15 protein-coding genes and 2 pseudogenes are annotated in these 12,952 nt (G+C 75.7%); 5 read left to right on the top strand and 12 right to left on the bottom strand.

Translation table 11 applies throughout. The features are described 5' to 3' along the window. Positions 1-391 (bottom strand): annotated as a pseudogene (locus WDV06_RS37375) (hypothetical protein); the annotation flags it as partial. Here WDV06_RS37375 and WDV06_RS33215 point away from each other — a divergent pair. After that, positions 383-1,069: an ATP-binding cassette domain-containing protein gene (locus WDV06_RS33215; RefSeq protein ID WP_463668231.1), complete on the top strand. Its 687-nt coding sequence runs from the start codon at positions 383-385 to the stop codon at positions 1,067-1,069. The pseudogene WDV06_RS37375 and the gene WDV06_RS33215 sit on opposite strands and share 9 nt — an antisense overlap. Beyond that, complete coding sequence (locus WDV06_RS33210) at positions 1,066-2,889, top strand: ATP-binding cassette domain-containing protein (protein ID WP_395513537.1); 1,824 nt, start codon at positions 1,066-1,068, stop codon at positions 2,887-2,889. Before WDV06_RS33215 ends, WDV06_RS33210 begins: the two co-directional genes overlap by 4 nt. A gap of 19 nt (positions 2,890-2,908) precedes the next feature. Here the strand turns inward: WDV06_RS33210 and WDV06_RS33205 are convergent, their stop codons facing one another. From WDV06_RS33205 to WDV06_RS33195, 3 genes are all read right to left on the bottom strand, one after another. Then, complete coding sequence (locus tag WDV06_RS33205) at positions 2,909-3,514, bottom strand: response regulator transcription factor (protein WP_395513536.1); 606 nt, start codon at positions 3,512-3,514, stop codon at positions 2,909-2,911. 267 nt (positions 3,515-3,781) lie between these two features. Beyond that, complete coding sequence (locus WDV06_RS33200) at positions 3,782-4,240, bottom strand: carboxymuconolactone decarboxylase family protein (RefSeq protein WP_395513535.1); 459 nt, start codon at positions 4,238-4,240, stop codon at positions 3,782-3,784. Further along, on the bottom strand, positions 4,237-4,902 hold the full coding sequence (locus tag WDV06_RS33195) for a class II aldolase/adducin family protein (RefSeq protein ID WP_395513534.1): 666 nt from the start codon (positions 4,900-4,902) through the stop codon (positions 4,237-4,239). Before WDV06_RS33195 ends, WDV06_RS33200 begins: the two co-directional genes overlap by 4 nt. A 130-nt stretch (positions 4,903-5,032) precedes the next feature. Here WDV06_RS33195 and WDV06_RS33190 point away from each other — a divergent pair, with 130 nt between their 5' ends. Further along, on the top strand, positions 5,033-5,446 hold the full coding sequence (locus WDV06_RS33190) for a MerR family transcriptional regulator (RefSeq protein ID WP_395513533.1): 414 nt from the start codon (positions 5,033-5,035) through the stop codon (positions 5,444-5,446). A 12-nt stretch (positions 5,447-5,458) separates the two neighbouring features. On the opposite strand, the gene WDV06_RS33185 is transcribed toward WDV06_RS33190, so the two are convergent. From WDV06_RS33185 to WDV06_RS33150, 8 genes and pseudogenes are all read right to left on the bottom strand, one after another. Next, positions 5,459-6,049: an LppU/SCO3897 family protein gene (locus tag WDV06_RS33185; RefSeq protein WP_395513532.1), complete on the bottom strand. Its 591-nt coding sequence runs from the start codon at positions 6,047-6,049 to the stop codon at positions 5,459-5,461. A gap of 121 nt (positions 6,050-6,170) precedes the next feature. Further along, the gene (locus WDV06_RS33180; protein WP_395513531.1) at positions 6,171-6,752 is read right to left on the bottom strand and encodes a GNAT family N-acetyltransferase; all 582 of its coding nucleotides are present in this window, start codon (positions 6,750-6,752) and stop codon (positions 6,171-6,173) included. Positions 6,753-6,793: 41 nt separating this feature from the next. Further along, a pseudogene (locus WDV06_RS33175) lies at positions 6,794-8,148 on the bottom strand (MFS transporter). Next, on the bottom strand, positions 8,145-8,804 hold the full coding sequence (locus WDV06_RS33170; protein ID WP_395513530.1) for a helix-turn-helix domain-containing protein: 660 nt from the start codon (positions 8,802-8,804) through the stop codon (positions 8,145-8,147). The pseudogene WDV06_RS33175 and the gene WDV06_RS33170 overlap by 4 nt, the downstream one beginning before the upstream one ends. A 121-nt stretch (positions 8,805-8,925) precedes the next feature. Further along, positions 8,926-9,954 (bottom strand): S66 family peptidase, encoded by a 1,029-nt coding sequence (locus tag WDV06_RS33165; protein WP_395513529.1) that lies wholly within the window; start codon positions 9,952-9,954, stop codon positions 8,926-8,928. Positions 9,955-10,039: 85 nt separating this feature from the next. Next, positions 10,040-10,222 carry an antitoxin gene (locus WDV06_RS33160; RefSeq protein ID WP_395513528.1) on the bottom strand — a complete coding sequence of 61 codons (183 nt, stop codon included), beginning with the start codon at positions 10,220-10,222 and terminating at the stop codon, positions 10,040-10,042. A gap of 128 nt (positions 10,223-10,350) precedes the next feature. Beyond that, complete coding sequence (locus WDV06_RS33155) at positions 10,351-10,512, bottom strand: hydrophobic protein (protein WP_395513527.1); 162 nt, start codon at positions 10,510-10,512, stop codon at positions 10,351-10,353. Between the two features lie 66 nt (positions 10,513-10,578). Then, positions 10,579-10,923 (bottom strand): STAS domain-containing protein, encoded by a 345-nt coding sequence (locus WDV06_RS33150; protein ID WP_395513526.1) that lies wholly within the window; start codon positions 10,921-10,923, stop codon positions 10,579-10,581. A gap of 184 nt (positions 10,924-11,107) precedes the next feature. Here WDV06_RS33150 and WDV06_RS33145 point away from each other — a divergent pair, with 184 nt between their 5' ends. Both WDV06_RS33145 and WDV06_RS33140 read left to right on the top strand, forming a co-directional pair. Further along, positions 11,108-12,028, top strand: a complete 921-nt coding sequence (locus WDV06_RS33145; RefSeq protein ID WP_395513525.1) for a SigB/SigF/SigG family RNA polymerase sigma factor — start codon at positions 11,108-11,110, stop codon at positions 12,026-12,028. Between the two features lie 308 nt (positions 12,029-12,336). Continuing rightward, positions 12,337-12,798 carry an ATP-binding protein gene (locus WDV06_RS33140; protein WP_395513524.1) on the top strand — a complete coding sequence of 154 codons (462 nt, stop codon included), beginning with the start codon at positions 12,337-12,339 and terminating at the stop codon, positions 12,796-12,798. Positions 12,799-12,952 lie beyond the last annotated feature (154 nt).

The following is a 12,952-nucleotide window of genomic DNA, read 5'->3' as shown; positions in this document are numbered from 1 at the left end:
CCAGGAAGCAGCCTGCGGTGATTGCTCCGCCAGGACGACCGCCGATGTTCGCCATGTCTGCGAAGTTAGACTCCAGCTGTTCCTGGAACTCGTCCCCCAGCGGCAGACGCCACGCGCGGTCGCCGGCCTGCTCGGACGCGCCGATCAGCTCGTGCGCCAGCGGGTTGTGGTTCGACATCAGGCCGGTGATGTGGTGCCCCAGCGCGATCACGCAGGCGCCGGTCAGGGTAGCCACATCGATAACCGCGGCCGGGCCGCCGCCCGCCGCACGGCGGCCCTGCTCGGCCTGCCCGAACTCCCCCAGGGCCCACGGGAACACCCGGCCGACGGGCCCGGCACGCTGGAGCTGCGCGGGGTCCGCGTCGAACGCGCGGGGCGGACCGTGCTGCACGGCATCGACCTGCGGCTGCCGGGCGGCACCACCACCGCCGTCGTGGGCCGCTCCGGCTCCGGCAAGAGCGTGCTGGCCGCCGTCGCCGGACGGCTGACCGCCTGCGACAGGGGCCGGGTGCTGCTCGACGGCACCCCGCTGGAGGAACTCACCGCCGACGCGCTGCGGCGCGAGGTGGGCCACGCCTTCGAGCGGCCGGCCCTGTTCGGGCGGAGCGTCGGCGCGGCCATCGCCTTCGGGACCCGGCCCCGGCCCGGCGGCGACGCCGTGCGCGCCGCGGCCCGGGCCGCGGGGGCCGACGCGTTCGTGCGCCGCCTCCCCGGCGGCTACCGGACCCCCCTGCGGGACGCTCCCCTGTCCGGCGGGGAACTGCAACGCCTCGGCCTGGCACGGGCCTTCTGCGGGGCGGGACGGGTACTGGTCCTGGACGACGCCACCTCCAGCCTGGACACCGTCACCGCCCGCGAGGTGGAACGCGCCCTGGCCCGTGACGTGCGCGCCCGGACCCGGCTGGTGGTGACCCACCGGGCCGCCACGGCCGCGCGCGCCGACCTCGTCGTCTGGCTGGAGGAGGGCAGGGTCCGGGCGACGGGGCCGCACGCCCTGCTGTGGCAGGACCCCGCATACCGCTCGCTCTTCGGCTGGGACGGGGACCACTGCGGCGGGACCGGCCGGTGAGCGCCGACGGGACCGGCGCCTGGCGCCGCGTCGGAGGTGAGGGACGCCGATTCCTGCGCGGCCGGATCCGGACGCTGCGCACCCTCGCCCTGTGGTCCCTGCTGGAATCCGCCCACACCTTCCTCGGCGGCTACGCGGTGGCCCGCGCCCTCGACGACGGCTTCCTCGCCTCCCGGACCGGCACCGGCCTCTCCTGGCTGGCGGTCGCCGGGGCCGGGGCCGTCCTCGGCGGGCTCGCCCTGCGGGGCGTCTTCGGCGGACTCGCGGAGCTGGTCGAGCCGCTGCGCGACGGTCTGGTGCGCCGGGCCGTGCGCCAGGCCCTGGAGCGCGCGGTGGCCGACCCGGCCCGGGCCGGCCGGGACGGGGCCGTCTCGCGGCTGGCCCAGCAGACCGAGATGGCCCGGGACTCCTTCGCGGGACTGGTGCTCGTCGCCCGGTCCTTCGTCTTCACCGCGGCGGGCGCGCTGGCCGGCATGGCGGCGCTGGCGCCGGTCCTGCTGCTGTTCGTGCTGCCGCCGCTGCTCCTGGGGACGGCCGGCTTCCTCCTCACCCTGCGCCCGGTGGCACGGGCGCAGCGGCGCGCGCTGGATGCCGACGAGGCCCTGGCCGCCCGGACCGGGGAACTGGCGGCGGGGCTGCGCGACGTGGTCGCCTGCGGCGGCGGTGCGCGCGCGGGGGCCGGCCTGCTGGCGCCGATCACCGCACAGGAGCGGCTGACCGTGCTGCTCGCCCGGTGGTCCGCCCTGCGCACCCTGGCGCTCGCAGTGGCGGGCCGGCTGCCCGTCGTCGCGCTGCTCCTGGGGGCGCCGTGGCTGCTGGGGCGCGGGGTGAGCGCGGGCGCCCTCGCCGCCGCGCTCACCTACCTGGTCCAGTCGCTGCTGCCGGCGCTCGACGCGCTCATGGGCGCCCTCGGCTCCGCCGGCACCCGCCTCGTGGTGGTCCTGGACCGCTTCTGCACCCCGCACCCGGTACGACCGCCGGCCGGCGCGGTACGGGAGCCGGCACCGGATCCGGCCGGCCCGGGCCCCGCCTCGACCCCGGCACCGGGACCGGCCCCCGGGCCCGGGCGGCGGCCCGGCCCGGCGGACTCCCGGGGAGCGGGCGCGGCGGCCGAGCTGCGCGGGGTGCGGTTCGCGTACGGGATGCGCGCCGAGCCGGTGCTCGACGGTCTCGACCTGGTCCTGCGCGAGGGGGAGCACCTGGCCGTCGTCGGGCCGAGCGGCATCGGCAAGTCCACGCTCACCGCGCTGCTGGCGGGGCTCCTCCCGCCCGGCCGCGGCACCGTACTGCTGGCCGGTGCCCCCGCCCGCCCCGGCCCGCCGCGGGGCCCCGACCCGCGGCGGACCCTGCTGCCGCAGCAGGCGTACGTGTTCACGGGCTCCGTACGCGAGAACCTGGGCCACCTGTGTCCCGGTCCGGTACCCGGCGCACAGCTGGAACGGGCCGTGGCCGCCCTCGGGGCGGACGGCCTGGTGGACCGGCTGGGCGGCCCGGACGCACCGGTCGACCCGGCCGCGCTCTCGCAGGGCGAGCGCCAGCAACTGGCCCTCGTCGCCGCCTACCTGTCGCCGGCACCCCTGCTGCTGCTGGACGAGGCCACCTGCCACCTCGACCCGGCGGCCGAGGAACGCGCCGAGCGGGCTCTCGCCGCCCGTCCGGGCACGCTCGTCGTGGTGGCCCACCGCATCTCCTCAGCGGCACGGGCGGACCGGGTCCTCGTCCTGGACGGGAACCGTGCGGTCTGCGGCACGCACGAGGACCTCCCGGCCAGGTCGGCCCTGTACCGCGAGCTGGTGGGGCTCTGGAACGCCGGGGTGTGAACGGGCCGGCGGCCGGGCCTCAGACCCAGCCGGCCCTCCGCGAGATGCGGATGGCGTCTATCCGGTTGCGGGCGCCGGTCTTGCGGGTGACGGCGGCCATGTAGTTGCGCACGGTGCCGCTGGCAAGGTGCAGGGCGCGCGCGATCTCGGCGACGGAGTCGCCTTCAGCGGCCCGGGCCAGCACGCTGAGTTCGCGCGGGCTGAGCGGCATGGGGTCGGCCTCCAGCAAAGCCGAGGCCAGGGAGGCGTCGACGAACCGTCCTCCCGCGGCGACCTTTCGGACGGCCCGGACCAGCCGTCCGGGCGAGCCGTCCTTGTCCACGTAGCCGCGGGCCTCGGCCTGGACCCCGCGCCGCAGCGCGCCGGGCGCTCCCGAGGTGGCGAGCACGAGCAGCGGGGCCGCCGGCTCGGCGAGCGGGCGGGCGGCGCCCTGGAGCCCCAGCGTGGCCGAGGCGCCCGGACAGTCGAGGTCGACGACGGTCACGTCCGGCCGTAAGGACTCCGCCTGGCGCCCGGCGGACCGCCAGCAGGCGGAGTCGGCGTCGAAACCACCTTCGGATCTGAGCAGGGCGGCGAGGGCCGACCCCACGAGGCTGACGCTGTGCAGGACGAGGACCTTGGTCATCGGGGTGCTCCTGGCGTGGTGATCGATGGGCACCCAAGCGGGTGCCCAGCAACCATGCGGGAGGAACGCGACCTTGGGCGGTGCCGCGGCCGGCGTGGCCGAAGCCCGACGCCCGTCCCCTCGCCCGCAGGGGCCGCCGCACCCGCCCCACGCACCACCGCTGCGGCTGCGGCGGCGGTCGGCGCCGCCCGCCCAACAAAAGCGGTACGGCTGATTCCGGCCGGATGCGGACGGCCGGCCCGACCCGCGGCGGGGTCCGCGCCCGGATCAGAACCGGGCCGGGCCGTCCTTGTCCGCCGACGCGTCCGGCCGGGTGTGCGCGAGGAGTTCGGCGATGACCTCGCTGCCGAGGGCGTACGCCGGCACGCCCGCGGTGATGAGCGCGGTCTCGGCGACGCCGATCAGGTCCGCGATGCCCGCTCCGGCGTGCAGGGCGCCCCGGGCGTGGATCCGGGCCGGGTGCTCGCGGCCGAGGGCCAGCAGCTGCCCGAAGTGGACGAGCTGCTGCACCCGCGCCCCCAGCGGGTTGTCGGTGAGTACGACGTGCCGCAGCTCCGCGAGCGCCTCCTCCGTCGGCAGCCGGCCGAACTCGCCCGCCAGGCCCAGCCTTTGCTCCACCCCGCCCGGCACGGCGCCGAGGGTGGAGCGGTACCGGTCGCGCACGGCCTCCGTGCGGGAGGCGGGGGCGGCGTCCGCGGCGTTCCGGGCGTCCGTGGCGCGGTTCATGACGCGACCCGGGCGAGCGCGACGCGCACGGCCTCCCGGGCGTCCGGCGGGAAGTCCACCGCGCCGCCGATGGCCGCGGCGGCGATCTCGGCCTCGGCGCTCTCCTCGATCGCCACCACCAGGTGGGCGGCGGCCGCCGCGTCCGGGCCGAACACGAGGAGCCCGTGGTTGGCCAGCAGGACGGCGGAGGTCGTGGGGCGGCGCTCCAGCACCTCGACGATGCCGCGCACCGACACGTCCGATCCGCGCGGCCCCCAGGGCACGACCGGGACCTCCTCGGCCTGCCCGAAGCGGAGCATCGGCTCGGTGCGGCAGGGCAGCGGCCGGTGGGCGACGGCGAAGGCGGTCGCGGAGGGCGAGTGGGTGTGGATGACCGCGCCCACACCGGGCCGGGCGCGGTACACGGCGGTGTGCATGGCGGTGATCTCGGCGCTGACGGACCGCAGGGTGCCTTCGAGGACCTGTCCGTCGAAGGCGACGGTCGCCAGTTGTCCGGGCCGCAGGCCCCGGACGTGCCCCGGCGTCAGCAGGATGCGCTCTCCGTCGAGCCTGGCGCTCAGGTTGGCGTGTCCGGAGTGCGACATCACCCCCGCCGTGAAGAGCGCCTCCGCCGCTTCCACCAGCTGGTCCGCCCGCTCGTCGCGCACGCGCGTGTCACTCATGGGGTTGCCTCCAGGTGTGCTGCCGACGGCGGCCCTTGCGCCGCCGTCTACGTGCCGACCACTCTTCAACTTGAACTAAGGTTCAAGTCAAGCCGCCGGGGTCGGATCCCCGAAGGAGCAGGAGGAACGGGTGGAACGAGTGGAACGCGCCGTGCGCATGACGATCGGCCGGCTCTCCGAGCTGACCGGGGTGCCCGCCTCGGCCATCCGCTACTGGGAACGCCACGGCCTGCTGCCCGCCCCCGAGCGCGAGAGCGGGCAGCGGCGCTATCCGCCGGAGGCGGCGGAGCGGATCACGGTGCTCCGCACCTGTCAGCAGGCCGGGCTCACCCTGGGCGAGATCGGCGAGTTCCAACGGGAGCGACCTGAGCGGGAGGCGATGATCCGCGCGAAGATCACCGAGATCGAGCAGCGCATGGTGGACCTGGACCACGCGCACCAGTTGCTGACGCATGCCCTCCGGTGCGGCGAGGAGGACATCGTCACGTGCCCGAAGTTCCGTGAGCAGATGGCCGCCTGGCGGACGGCCGATCCGGCGCCCTGAACGGCGCGCGGACTACTTCTTCGTCTGGTTGAGGCAGAGCACGAACTGCTTGCCCGAGCTGCGGCGGGAACCGCGGGTCTGCTCGTAGTAGCCCAGGTCGGACTTGCCCTGGCAGCGGTTGGTGTCCAGCGTGCCGGGGAGCACCTCGACCACCTTGTACGCGGCTCCGGTGGAGCCGCAGTCCACCACCTGGAGGTCCAGGCTGGCGGCGGTGGTGCCGTTGTTCTTCAGGCAGTCGCCGACCTTCGCGTGGTCGGCGTCGTCCTGGCTCAGGAAGTACCCCACCGCGGCGGCGATGAGGACGACCACGATGCCGATGGCCTTGAGGACCTTCATGACGCCGATGCCCCCGCTGCGGGCCGGAGGGGCCGGAGGGGCGCCCCACTGCTGCGGGGGCGGCGGCTGCATCTGCATCTGGGGCGCGTTCGGGTACATCGGCTGCTGCGGCGCCCCGCCGTAGGGCGGCTGGCCCTGCGGCGGGGGGTACGCGTACCCCGGCTGGGGCTGCGGGTACCCCTGCGGCTGCTGTGCGTACGGGCCGGGCTGGCCGTACGGGCCGGGGCCCTGCGGCTGCGGCGGATAGGTCATACGGGAGTCCCCCACGATCACGATGGTGCGATTGACGTGGGCACGCTATATCAATCGACGCCCCTTGCCTGAATCCGTCCGGCGGCGCGCGGCCGGCCCGGCACGGCGGGGTGGAACCGAGAGTTCCGCCCGGCCGTCACAGGCCGCCTCGGCGACGGCCGGCGCCGTCATCGCCGGAGGGGCCGGGCTCGTCGTCCCACTCGGGGGGTGTCGTGGTGCCGCAGGCCCAGTCGCGTCGCAGGATCGCGTACCCGACGGCGTCGCGGAATTCGCCGTCGGGAGCCGGCCACGCGTCGCGGTGGTGCGCCTCCTTCGCGTAGCCGCTCCGCCGGAAGGCGCGGCGCATCGCCTCGTTGTCCTGTCGCGTGGTCCCCTCGATCCGCCGGACGTGCGGGAACTCGGTGAACAGGTGGGTGGTGAGCCAGGCCAGGGCCCGGCCGCCGATCCCCCGCCCCCGGTACGCCGAGCGCAGGCGCAGGTCGAACAGGGGTGTGTCGTCGCGCAGGTCCATCAGGCGGACCAGTCCGGCCCGTTCCCCGTCCACGGTGATCCAGAAGGTGCGGTTGTCCCGGCCCTCGTAGCGGCCGTCCGCGATCCGGCGCCGGGCTTCGGCCGGGTCCACTGCGGCCGTCGCGTGGAACGGCCAGGTGTCGCCGCAGAGGAAGGCGACCAACTGGTCGGCGTGGGCGGGCCCGTATTGTTCGTAGGTGATCTCCACGGGCAGACCCCAGGGCCGGGGAGGCCCGGGCCGGAACCGGTTTACGGGCGGCTCGGGCAGTGCTCCACGGGGGCCGGGCCCGCACCGCTCGGGGAGGGGGCGGCCTCGGGCGGAGCCGGGCGGCCCGCGCCCCGGCTCCACAGGAGGGCTCCGGCCAGCAGCGCGGCGGCTCCCGGCAGCCAGGGCAGCCGACCCGGCGGCAGGGCGCCGACGAGCAGGCCGGACAGGGCTCCCGCCAGTTGCAGGGCGAGGGACTGGACGGACAGCGCTGTGGCCCGGCCAGCGGCGGTGACGCGGCGGTGCAGGACGTCGTTCTCGCCGGGTCCCGCCGCGCCGATGCCCAGGTAGACCAGGCCGTATCCGGTGGCCGCGAGCGCCACCGGGAGCGGCCCCGTCGACGCGGGGGCGGCGCCGAGCAGGAGGAGCCCGCAGGCGCCCGCGCCCAGCCCGGCGGTGACGGCCCGCTCGCCGCCGCCCGCGAGCCGGACTGCCAGCGGGGCGAGGTGGCTGCCGAGGCCCGCGCAGAGGAAGCCGGCGCAGGCGAGTGCGGCGTAGAGGACCGCCCCGGATTCCGAGGCCCCCGTGAGGGCGGCGGCGCGGCCCGGGGTGAGCAGTTCCAGCGCGGCCACGGCCCCGCCGGCGGCTGCGGCGCCGAGGAGCACCCGGCGGACCAGGGCGTCCCGGGTGCCCAGCCGGAGCCCCTCCGCGACGGTGGCCGGGACCCCGCGCAGCACGTCGCGCAGGGTGGCCGCCGGGCGGGCGGTTCGGGCAGCGCGGTCACGGCGTACAGCACGAAGGCGGCTTCGCACACCGCGCCCAGCAGCAGGGGGACGGAGAGGGGCAGCACCAGCCCGGCGGTGGCGTCGGCGAGCCGGGCGCCGGGGTCCGGGCCCAGCCCGATCAGCCAGGGGAGGGCGCCGCCGAGGAGGGTGCCCGCGGCGAGCGCGGCGGACGTCGCGGACGAGCCGCGGGCGAGGCCGGTGTGCAGGTCCGCGCCGGGGCCGGAGTGCGCGTGGACGGTGTCGACGTACCAGGCTTCGGCGGGGCCGCTGGACAGCGCGCGGCCGGCGCCCAGCAGGCCCATGCCGAGGGCCGCCGGCCAGGGGGTGGTGCCCAGCGCCACGAGGGTCAGGGCGGCGAGGTTCAGCAGGCCCGCGGCGGCGAGGACGGCGCGGCGTCCCAGCACGTCGGACAGGCCTCCGGTGGGCAGTTCCAGCGCGGCGGCGGTGAGGGAGTGCAGGGCGAACAGCCCGGTGATGGCCGGCAGGGTCATGCCACGCTGGGTGAACAGCAGGATCACGGGCGCGACGGCCAGGCCCAGGGGCAGCCAGAAGAGCACGCACACCCTGATGTAGCGGCGGCGCGCGGCGGCCGGGTCCAGGGCCGGCCGGCTCACGAGGCGCTCCCGGCGTCGGGCCGTACGCCTTCCGGCTCCGCGCCGGCTGCGGCGGCGTCCGCGTCGCCCTCGGCGGGCGGCGCCAGGGGCAGTCCGGCGGTGAGGAGGACGACCTGCGCGGCGCGCGGGTCCGCCGCGTCACGGGTGGTCAGTTCGTCCAGCTTCCGGTGGAGCGCGTCCCAGAGCTCGGTGAGCGACTCGGGGGTCAGCCGGGGCAGTCGGTCACTGATCCCGGCGGCCCCCGCCCACTCCTGCCCCAGGCGGCCTTCGGCCACATCGGCCTCGTGCCGGACGAGGGAGGCCTCCAGGTGCTCGATCTGCACCCGGCGCGACAGGCCGACGTAGGCCCGGCTGTCCGGCGTCGCCGCCATGTCCCCGCCGCTCCAGGACGTCGCGGCGTGCACGGCCCGCCACCGGCGCTCCCGCCCGTCACGGTGCTCGGCCTCGGCGACGAAGGCGTACTTCGCGAGGACGCGCAGGTGGTAGCTGGTGGAGGCGGACGACTCCCCGGTGCGGACGGCGAGTTCACTGGCGGTGGCCGGGCCGTGCTGCCGCAGCAGGCCGAGCAGGCGGATGCGCAGGGGGTGGGTGAGGGCCTTCAGGGCTGCCGCGTCGCGCTCGGGGTCGAGGACGCGGCGCTGTTCGTCGTTGACCATGACGGGAGGCCAGGCTCCCCGGATAGTTTCCCAAAGTTTTTTTGCAGAATTTCTTTGGGAGTTGGCTGGAAGCCGATGCCGAAAGGCGCTCCGCCGGCCCTGCGCCACCCGCCCGACGGGGTCAGTCCAGGGTCTGCGTCAGTTCGCTCCGGCCCGGGGTGTGGACGACGCGGCCGCGCGCTCCGTTGACGATCGGCATGCGGGGCGCGACGTGGCCGCACTCGACGTCGGCGATGAGCGGTACGCCGAGCGGGCCGAGTGCGTCGAGGACGGCCTCGTGCTGGCTGAGGGAGGGGCTGTCCGGGGCGTGGGTCCGGCCGACGAGCACCGCGTTCGCCCGGTCGAAGAACCCGGCGAGCCTCATGCCGTGGAGGTTGCGGCAGATGGTGAAGGCGTCGTCCCCGGCCGCCTCCACGTACACGAGGAGCCCCTCGGGCGACTCCTCGTCGGCGAAGGCCGTCACGTCGAGGTAGGGCGATCCCGTGAGGTTGGAGAGAGTCTCGACGCAGCCGCCGATCAGCCGCCCCTCCGCCTCCACGTCACCGTCCCCGTCGAGCCGGGTCCAGGTGCCGGTGCGGTCGAGCGGGTGCTCGCGCACCTCGGGGATGCGGGCGAAGTCGTCGTACCCGGGCCCCCGGTGACGGCCGGGCGGTGTCTGGGTGAAGCTGCGGCCCGGGTGCGAGGAGACGACGTCGAGCCACGGCAGGAGCCCCTCGGGTACCCGGTAGGGCGTGTCCATGAGGTTGTCGCCGTGGACGGTCGCCGCCCCCGTGAGCAGGGTCAGCGGCGTCATCAGGGTGGACAGGTCGGAGAACCCGACGACCCAGGTCGGCTCCGCCTCCCGCAGGAGGTCCCAGTCGAGCAGGGGAAGCAGGTCGATCGCCGTCTCCCCGCCCCACGGGGGCACGACGGCCCTGACCGTGGGGTCGGTGAGCATCTCCATCAGCTCGGCGGCGCGTTCGGCGGCCGGGGCGCTGACGTGCCCCGTGCCGTCCATGCACCGGCCGACGACCACCTCGTAGCCGCGCTCCCGGAGGTCGCGGACGGCCACGCCCAGGCGTGGGGCCGACTCCTTCGCCACCCCGCTCGACGGGGAGGTGACGCCGATACGGTCGCCGGGGCGCAAGGGGCGCGGATATCGAACAGACATGCACCGGATTCTGGCAGAGGGCCGCGCCCCCGGGACACCGGGTTACGAGTGGCTCCGGCCCTGTCCGGCCGGCGGTGGGGTGGGGTCAGGACTGGGGCGGGCGGTTGCGGTCGATGTAGTCGTTGGCCTTCTCCTGACCCATGTCGACCTTGTCGGTGTACTTGTTGCCCGTCCGCTCGTCGATCATGTCTCCCCCGCGTTCGACCGCGTCCTTGGCCTTGTCCGGGTGGTGACCGAGCATGCCCTTGAGCTTGTCGACGATCGACATGGTTTCCTCCTTCGGGACGTCGTGCCCCTCCAGCGTCGCCCCCGTTCCCGCGGACCGCATCCGGATGCGGCGGCGGGGCCCGACCCGTGAGGGCGGGGCCCCGCAGAGCCGGTGTGCGTCAGGGGCGGCTACCAGCGGTACCAGCGGCCGCTGCCGGTCTTCGGGCGCGCGACGAAGCCGAGCAGCCAGATCACCAGCACGGCGAGCGCCACCCACCAGAGGACCTTCAGGGCGAAACCGGCACCGAACAGGATCAGGGCGAGCAGGAGAACGAGAAGCAGGGGAATCATGATGTGTCACCTCCGCGCACTCGCATGCCCCCACTCCGCCGGCGCATGCGCCCCGGGTCGCGGCCGTCACCCGTCGAGCGCCTCCTGGACGCCGGGGTACAGCGAGAGGACCGTGTCCACTCCCGTGAGGGCGAACAGGCGGCGCAGCTGGTCGCACGGAGCGGCGATGCGCAGGACGGTCGTGCGGTGCACCTGCAGGAGGAGGTTGAGGAAGGAGGAGTCGCCGAAGGTGACGGCGCTCGCGTCCAGGACGACCAGGCCGTGCCGGTCCGCGGCCTCGCTCAGGGCCTGCTCCAGTGGTCCCAGGGTGTCCTGGTCCAGCTCTCCGCGCGCCGTCACGACCCAGCCGGCCCCGGCCGGATATCCGTCCCCGACCACACCGTCGCCGTGCACGTCTTCGGCTTCCGCCATCTCCGCCTCCCCGGATGTCGCCGTACGGGTTCCGGAATGGAGTATGCACGCTCGCTCCTCCCGTGACGGTGTCCCGGCCCCGGGCCGCCGCGGGCGGAGGGCCGCGAATCCGGAGGTGTACGGTCCGGACGCCTGGGCAGGAGCGGCGGCGGCAGCCACCGACCCCAGGGAGAGGACGGCCCCCATGCCTCGTCCGGCCGCAGTCGCACATTCCGTCCACCCCGCGGACAGCCGGGCCCCGGCCCGCGCGGCGGCCGCGGCAGCGGAGCCGCCGGCCGGAGCGCTTCCCGCGGTGGAACGGGCGCGGGAGCTCTCCCCCGCGGACGCCCGGGAGCTGTCACGGCTGTTCCTCGCCCGGCTGCGCGCCACGGAGGAGGGGACCCGTGAACACCAGTACGTCCGCAACACGCTGATCGAGATGAACCTGTCCCTCGTGCGGTTCGCCGCCCGCCGCTTCCGCTCCCGGGCGTCCGGCGGCGGGGTGGACATGGACGACATCGTCCAGGTCGGCACCGTCGGCCTGATCAAGGCCATCGACCGCTACGACCCCGACCGCGAGGTCGAGTTCTCCACGCTCGCGCTCCCGTACATCACCGGTGAGATCAAGCGGCACTTCCGCGACACCACCTGGGCCGTCCACGTACCGCGCCGGCTCCAGGAGCTGCGCACCGAGCTCGCCCGGGCCCAGGAGGCCCTCACCGACGAGCTGAACCGCGCCCCGACGGCCAAGGAGGTCGCCCGGCACCTCGGGCTGTCGGAGGAAGAGGTGGTCGACGGTCTCATCGCCGCCAACGGCTACACCAGCGGCTCCCTCGACCTGGCCTGCGAGGCGGACGAGGCCCTGGGAACGGGCCGGCCCACGCGCGCGCTGGCGGACCGGCTGGGCGACACCGACCCCGCCATGGAGTTGTTCGAGGACTGCCACACGCTGGCCCCCCTGCTGCGGGAGCTGGCTCCCCGGGAGCGGCTGATCCTGCGCATGCGGTTCGGCCAGGACCGGACCCAGTCGGAGATCGGCGCCGCCCTGGGCATCTCGCAGATGCAGGTCTCCCGGCTGCTCTCGCGCACGCTGAGCCGCCTGCGCGAAGGCATGCTCGCCTCGTAGGGCCCGCCGGGACCCGGAGGGCCTCATGGCCCCCGGGGGCGGCCGCCGGCGCCGGCCGTACGCCCCCGGCGGACGGCCGAATCCCGCCGCGCCGTCCGCCCGGCCTCGTCCGACACCGCACACGACCGGACCCCGGAGGGCCCGGCCCCGTACACTGTCCGGCACTCGAAGCGCCCCGAACACGGCCGGCCGGGTGTCTCCGGCCCGTCCGGGGGCAGGTTCGTACGGTCCGGAAAGCGACGGATACACCCGGGGCCCTTGCGGTCGCCACGAGACGAGAGCCATGCAACGGTGAGGATGAGACCACAGTGACGAGCAGCGGATCGCCGACCGGCCATCCACCACAGCCCGCGGCCGCGCGCCAGCGCCGCCAGCTGGCCTTGGCCGGCGCCCGGGGCCAGGTCGCCAAGGGCCGCGACTTCGCGCGGCGGGCGCTGCAGGACTGGGGCTGGGACGGGACCGAGAGCGCGGAGGACGTGTTGCTCGTCGTCTCCGAGCTGGTGACCAACGCCAGCCTGCACGCGGGCGGCTGCCTCCTGCTCGTCCTCACCCGTGACGAGGTCCTGCGGATCGAGGTGTTCGACGCGTCCACGGAGCTGCCGCGCCGCGACCCCTCCCCCCGGCGCGGGGTGCCGGGAGGTCACGGGCTCAACATCATCGACCGGCTCTGCGACCGCTGGGGCTCCGAGGTGAGCGGGCACGGCAAGGCGGTGTGGGCGGAGATCGAGGCGTCGCGCCTGGCGCCGGGCACGGCCGCCGGCGGCCGCTGAGCCGGCCCGCGGCGCACCCGCGTCCCGGCGGCGCCCCCGGGGCGCCGGTGCCGGCCCGCCGGGCGGGGGGCGGGTCCGGCCCGGGCGCCCGGGCGGGGGCCCCCCCCCCGGCCCCCCCATTTATACAAGGATCCGTCGAACCCCATCTCTCCGC

Source organism: Streptomyces racemochromogenes (genome assembly GCF_044129415.1).
Lineage (GTDB): Bacteria > Actinomycetota > Actinomycetes > Streptomycetales > Streptomycetaceae > Streptomyces > Streptomyces racemochromogenes_A.
The sequence above is the reverse complement of the archived record's forward strand: the minus strand, read 5'-3'. Positions and strand labels throughout refer to the sequence as shown.

What these genes read in the sequence shown, in the direction of transcription:
- WDV06_RS33205 (WP_395513536.1), bottom strand. Translation starts at nt 3,514, where the DNA reads ATGACCAAGGTCCTCGTCCTGCACAGCGTCAGCCTCGTGGGGTCGGCC.
- WDV06_RS33200 (WP_395513535.1), bottom strand. Translation starts at nt 4,240, where the DNA reads ATGAACCGCGCCACGGACGCCCGGAACGCCGCGGACGCCGCCCCCGCC.
- WDV06_RS33195 (WP_395513534.1), bottom strand. Translation starts at nt 4,902, where the DNA reads ATGAGTGACACGCGCGTGCGCGACGAGCGGGCGGACCAGCTGGTGGAA.
- WDV06_RS33170 (WP_395513530.1), bottom strand. Translation starts at nt 8,804, where the DNA reads ATGGTCAACGACGAACAGCGCCGCGTCCTCGACCCCGAGCGCGACGCG.
- WDV06_RS33165 (WP_395513529.1), bottom strand. Translation starts at nt 9,954, where the DNA reads ATGTCTGTTCGATATCCGCGCCCCTTGCGCCCCGGCGACCGTATCGGC.
- WDV06_RS33160 (WP_395513528.1), bottom strand. Translation starts at nt 10,222, where the DNA reads ATGTCGATCGTCGACAAGCTCAAGGGCATGCTCGGTCACCACCCGGAC.
- WDV06_RS33155 (WP_395513527.1), bottom strand. Translation starts at nt 10,512, where the DNA reads ATGATTCCCCTGCTTCTCGTTCTCCTGCTCGCCCTGATCCTGTTCGGT.
- WDV06_RS33150 (WP_395513526.1), bottom strand. Translation starts at nt 10,923, where the DNA reads ATGGCGGAAGCCGAAGACGTGCACGGCGACGGTGTGGTCGGGGACGGA.
- WDV06_RS33145 (WP_395513525.1), top strand. Translation starts at nt 11,108, where the DNA reads ATGCCTCGTCCGGCCGCAGTCGCACATTCCGTCCACCCCGCGGACAGC.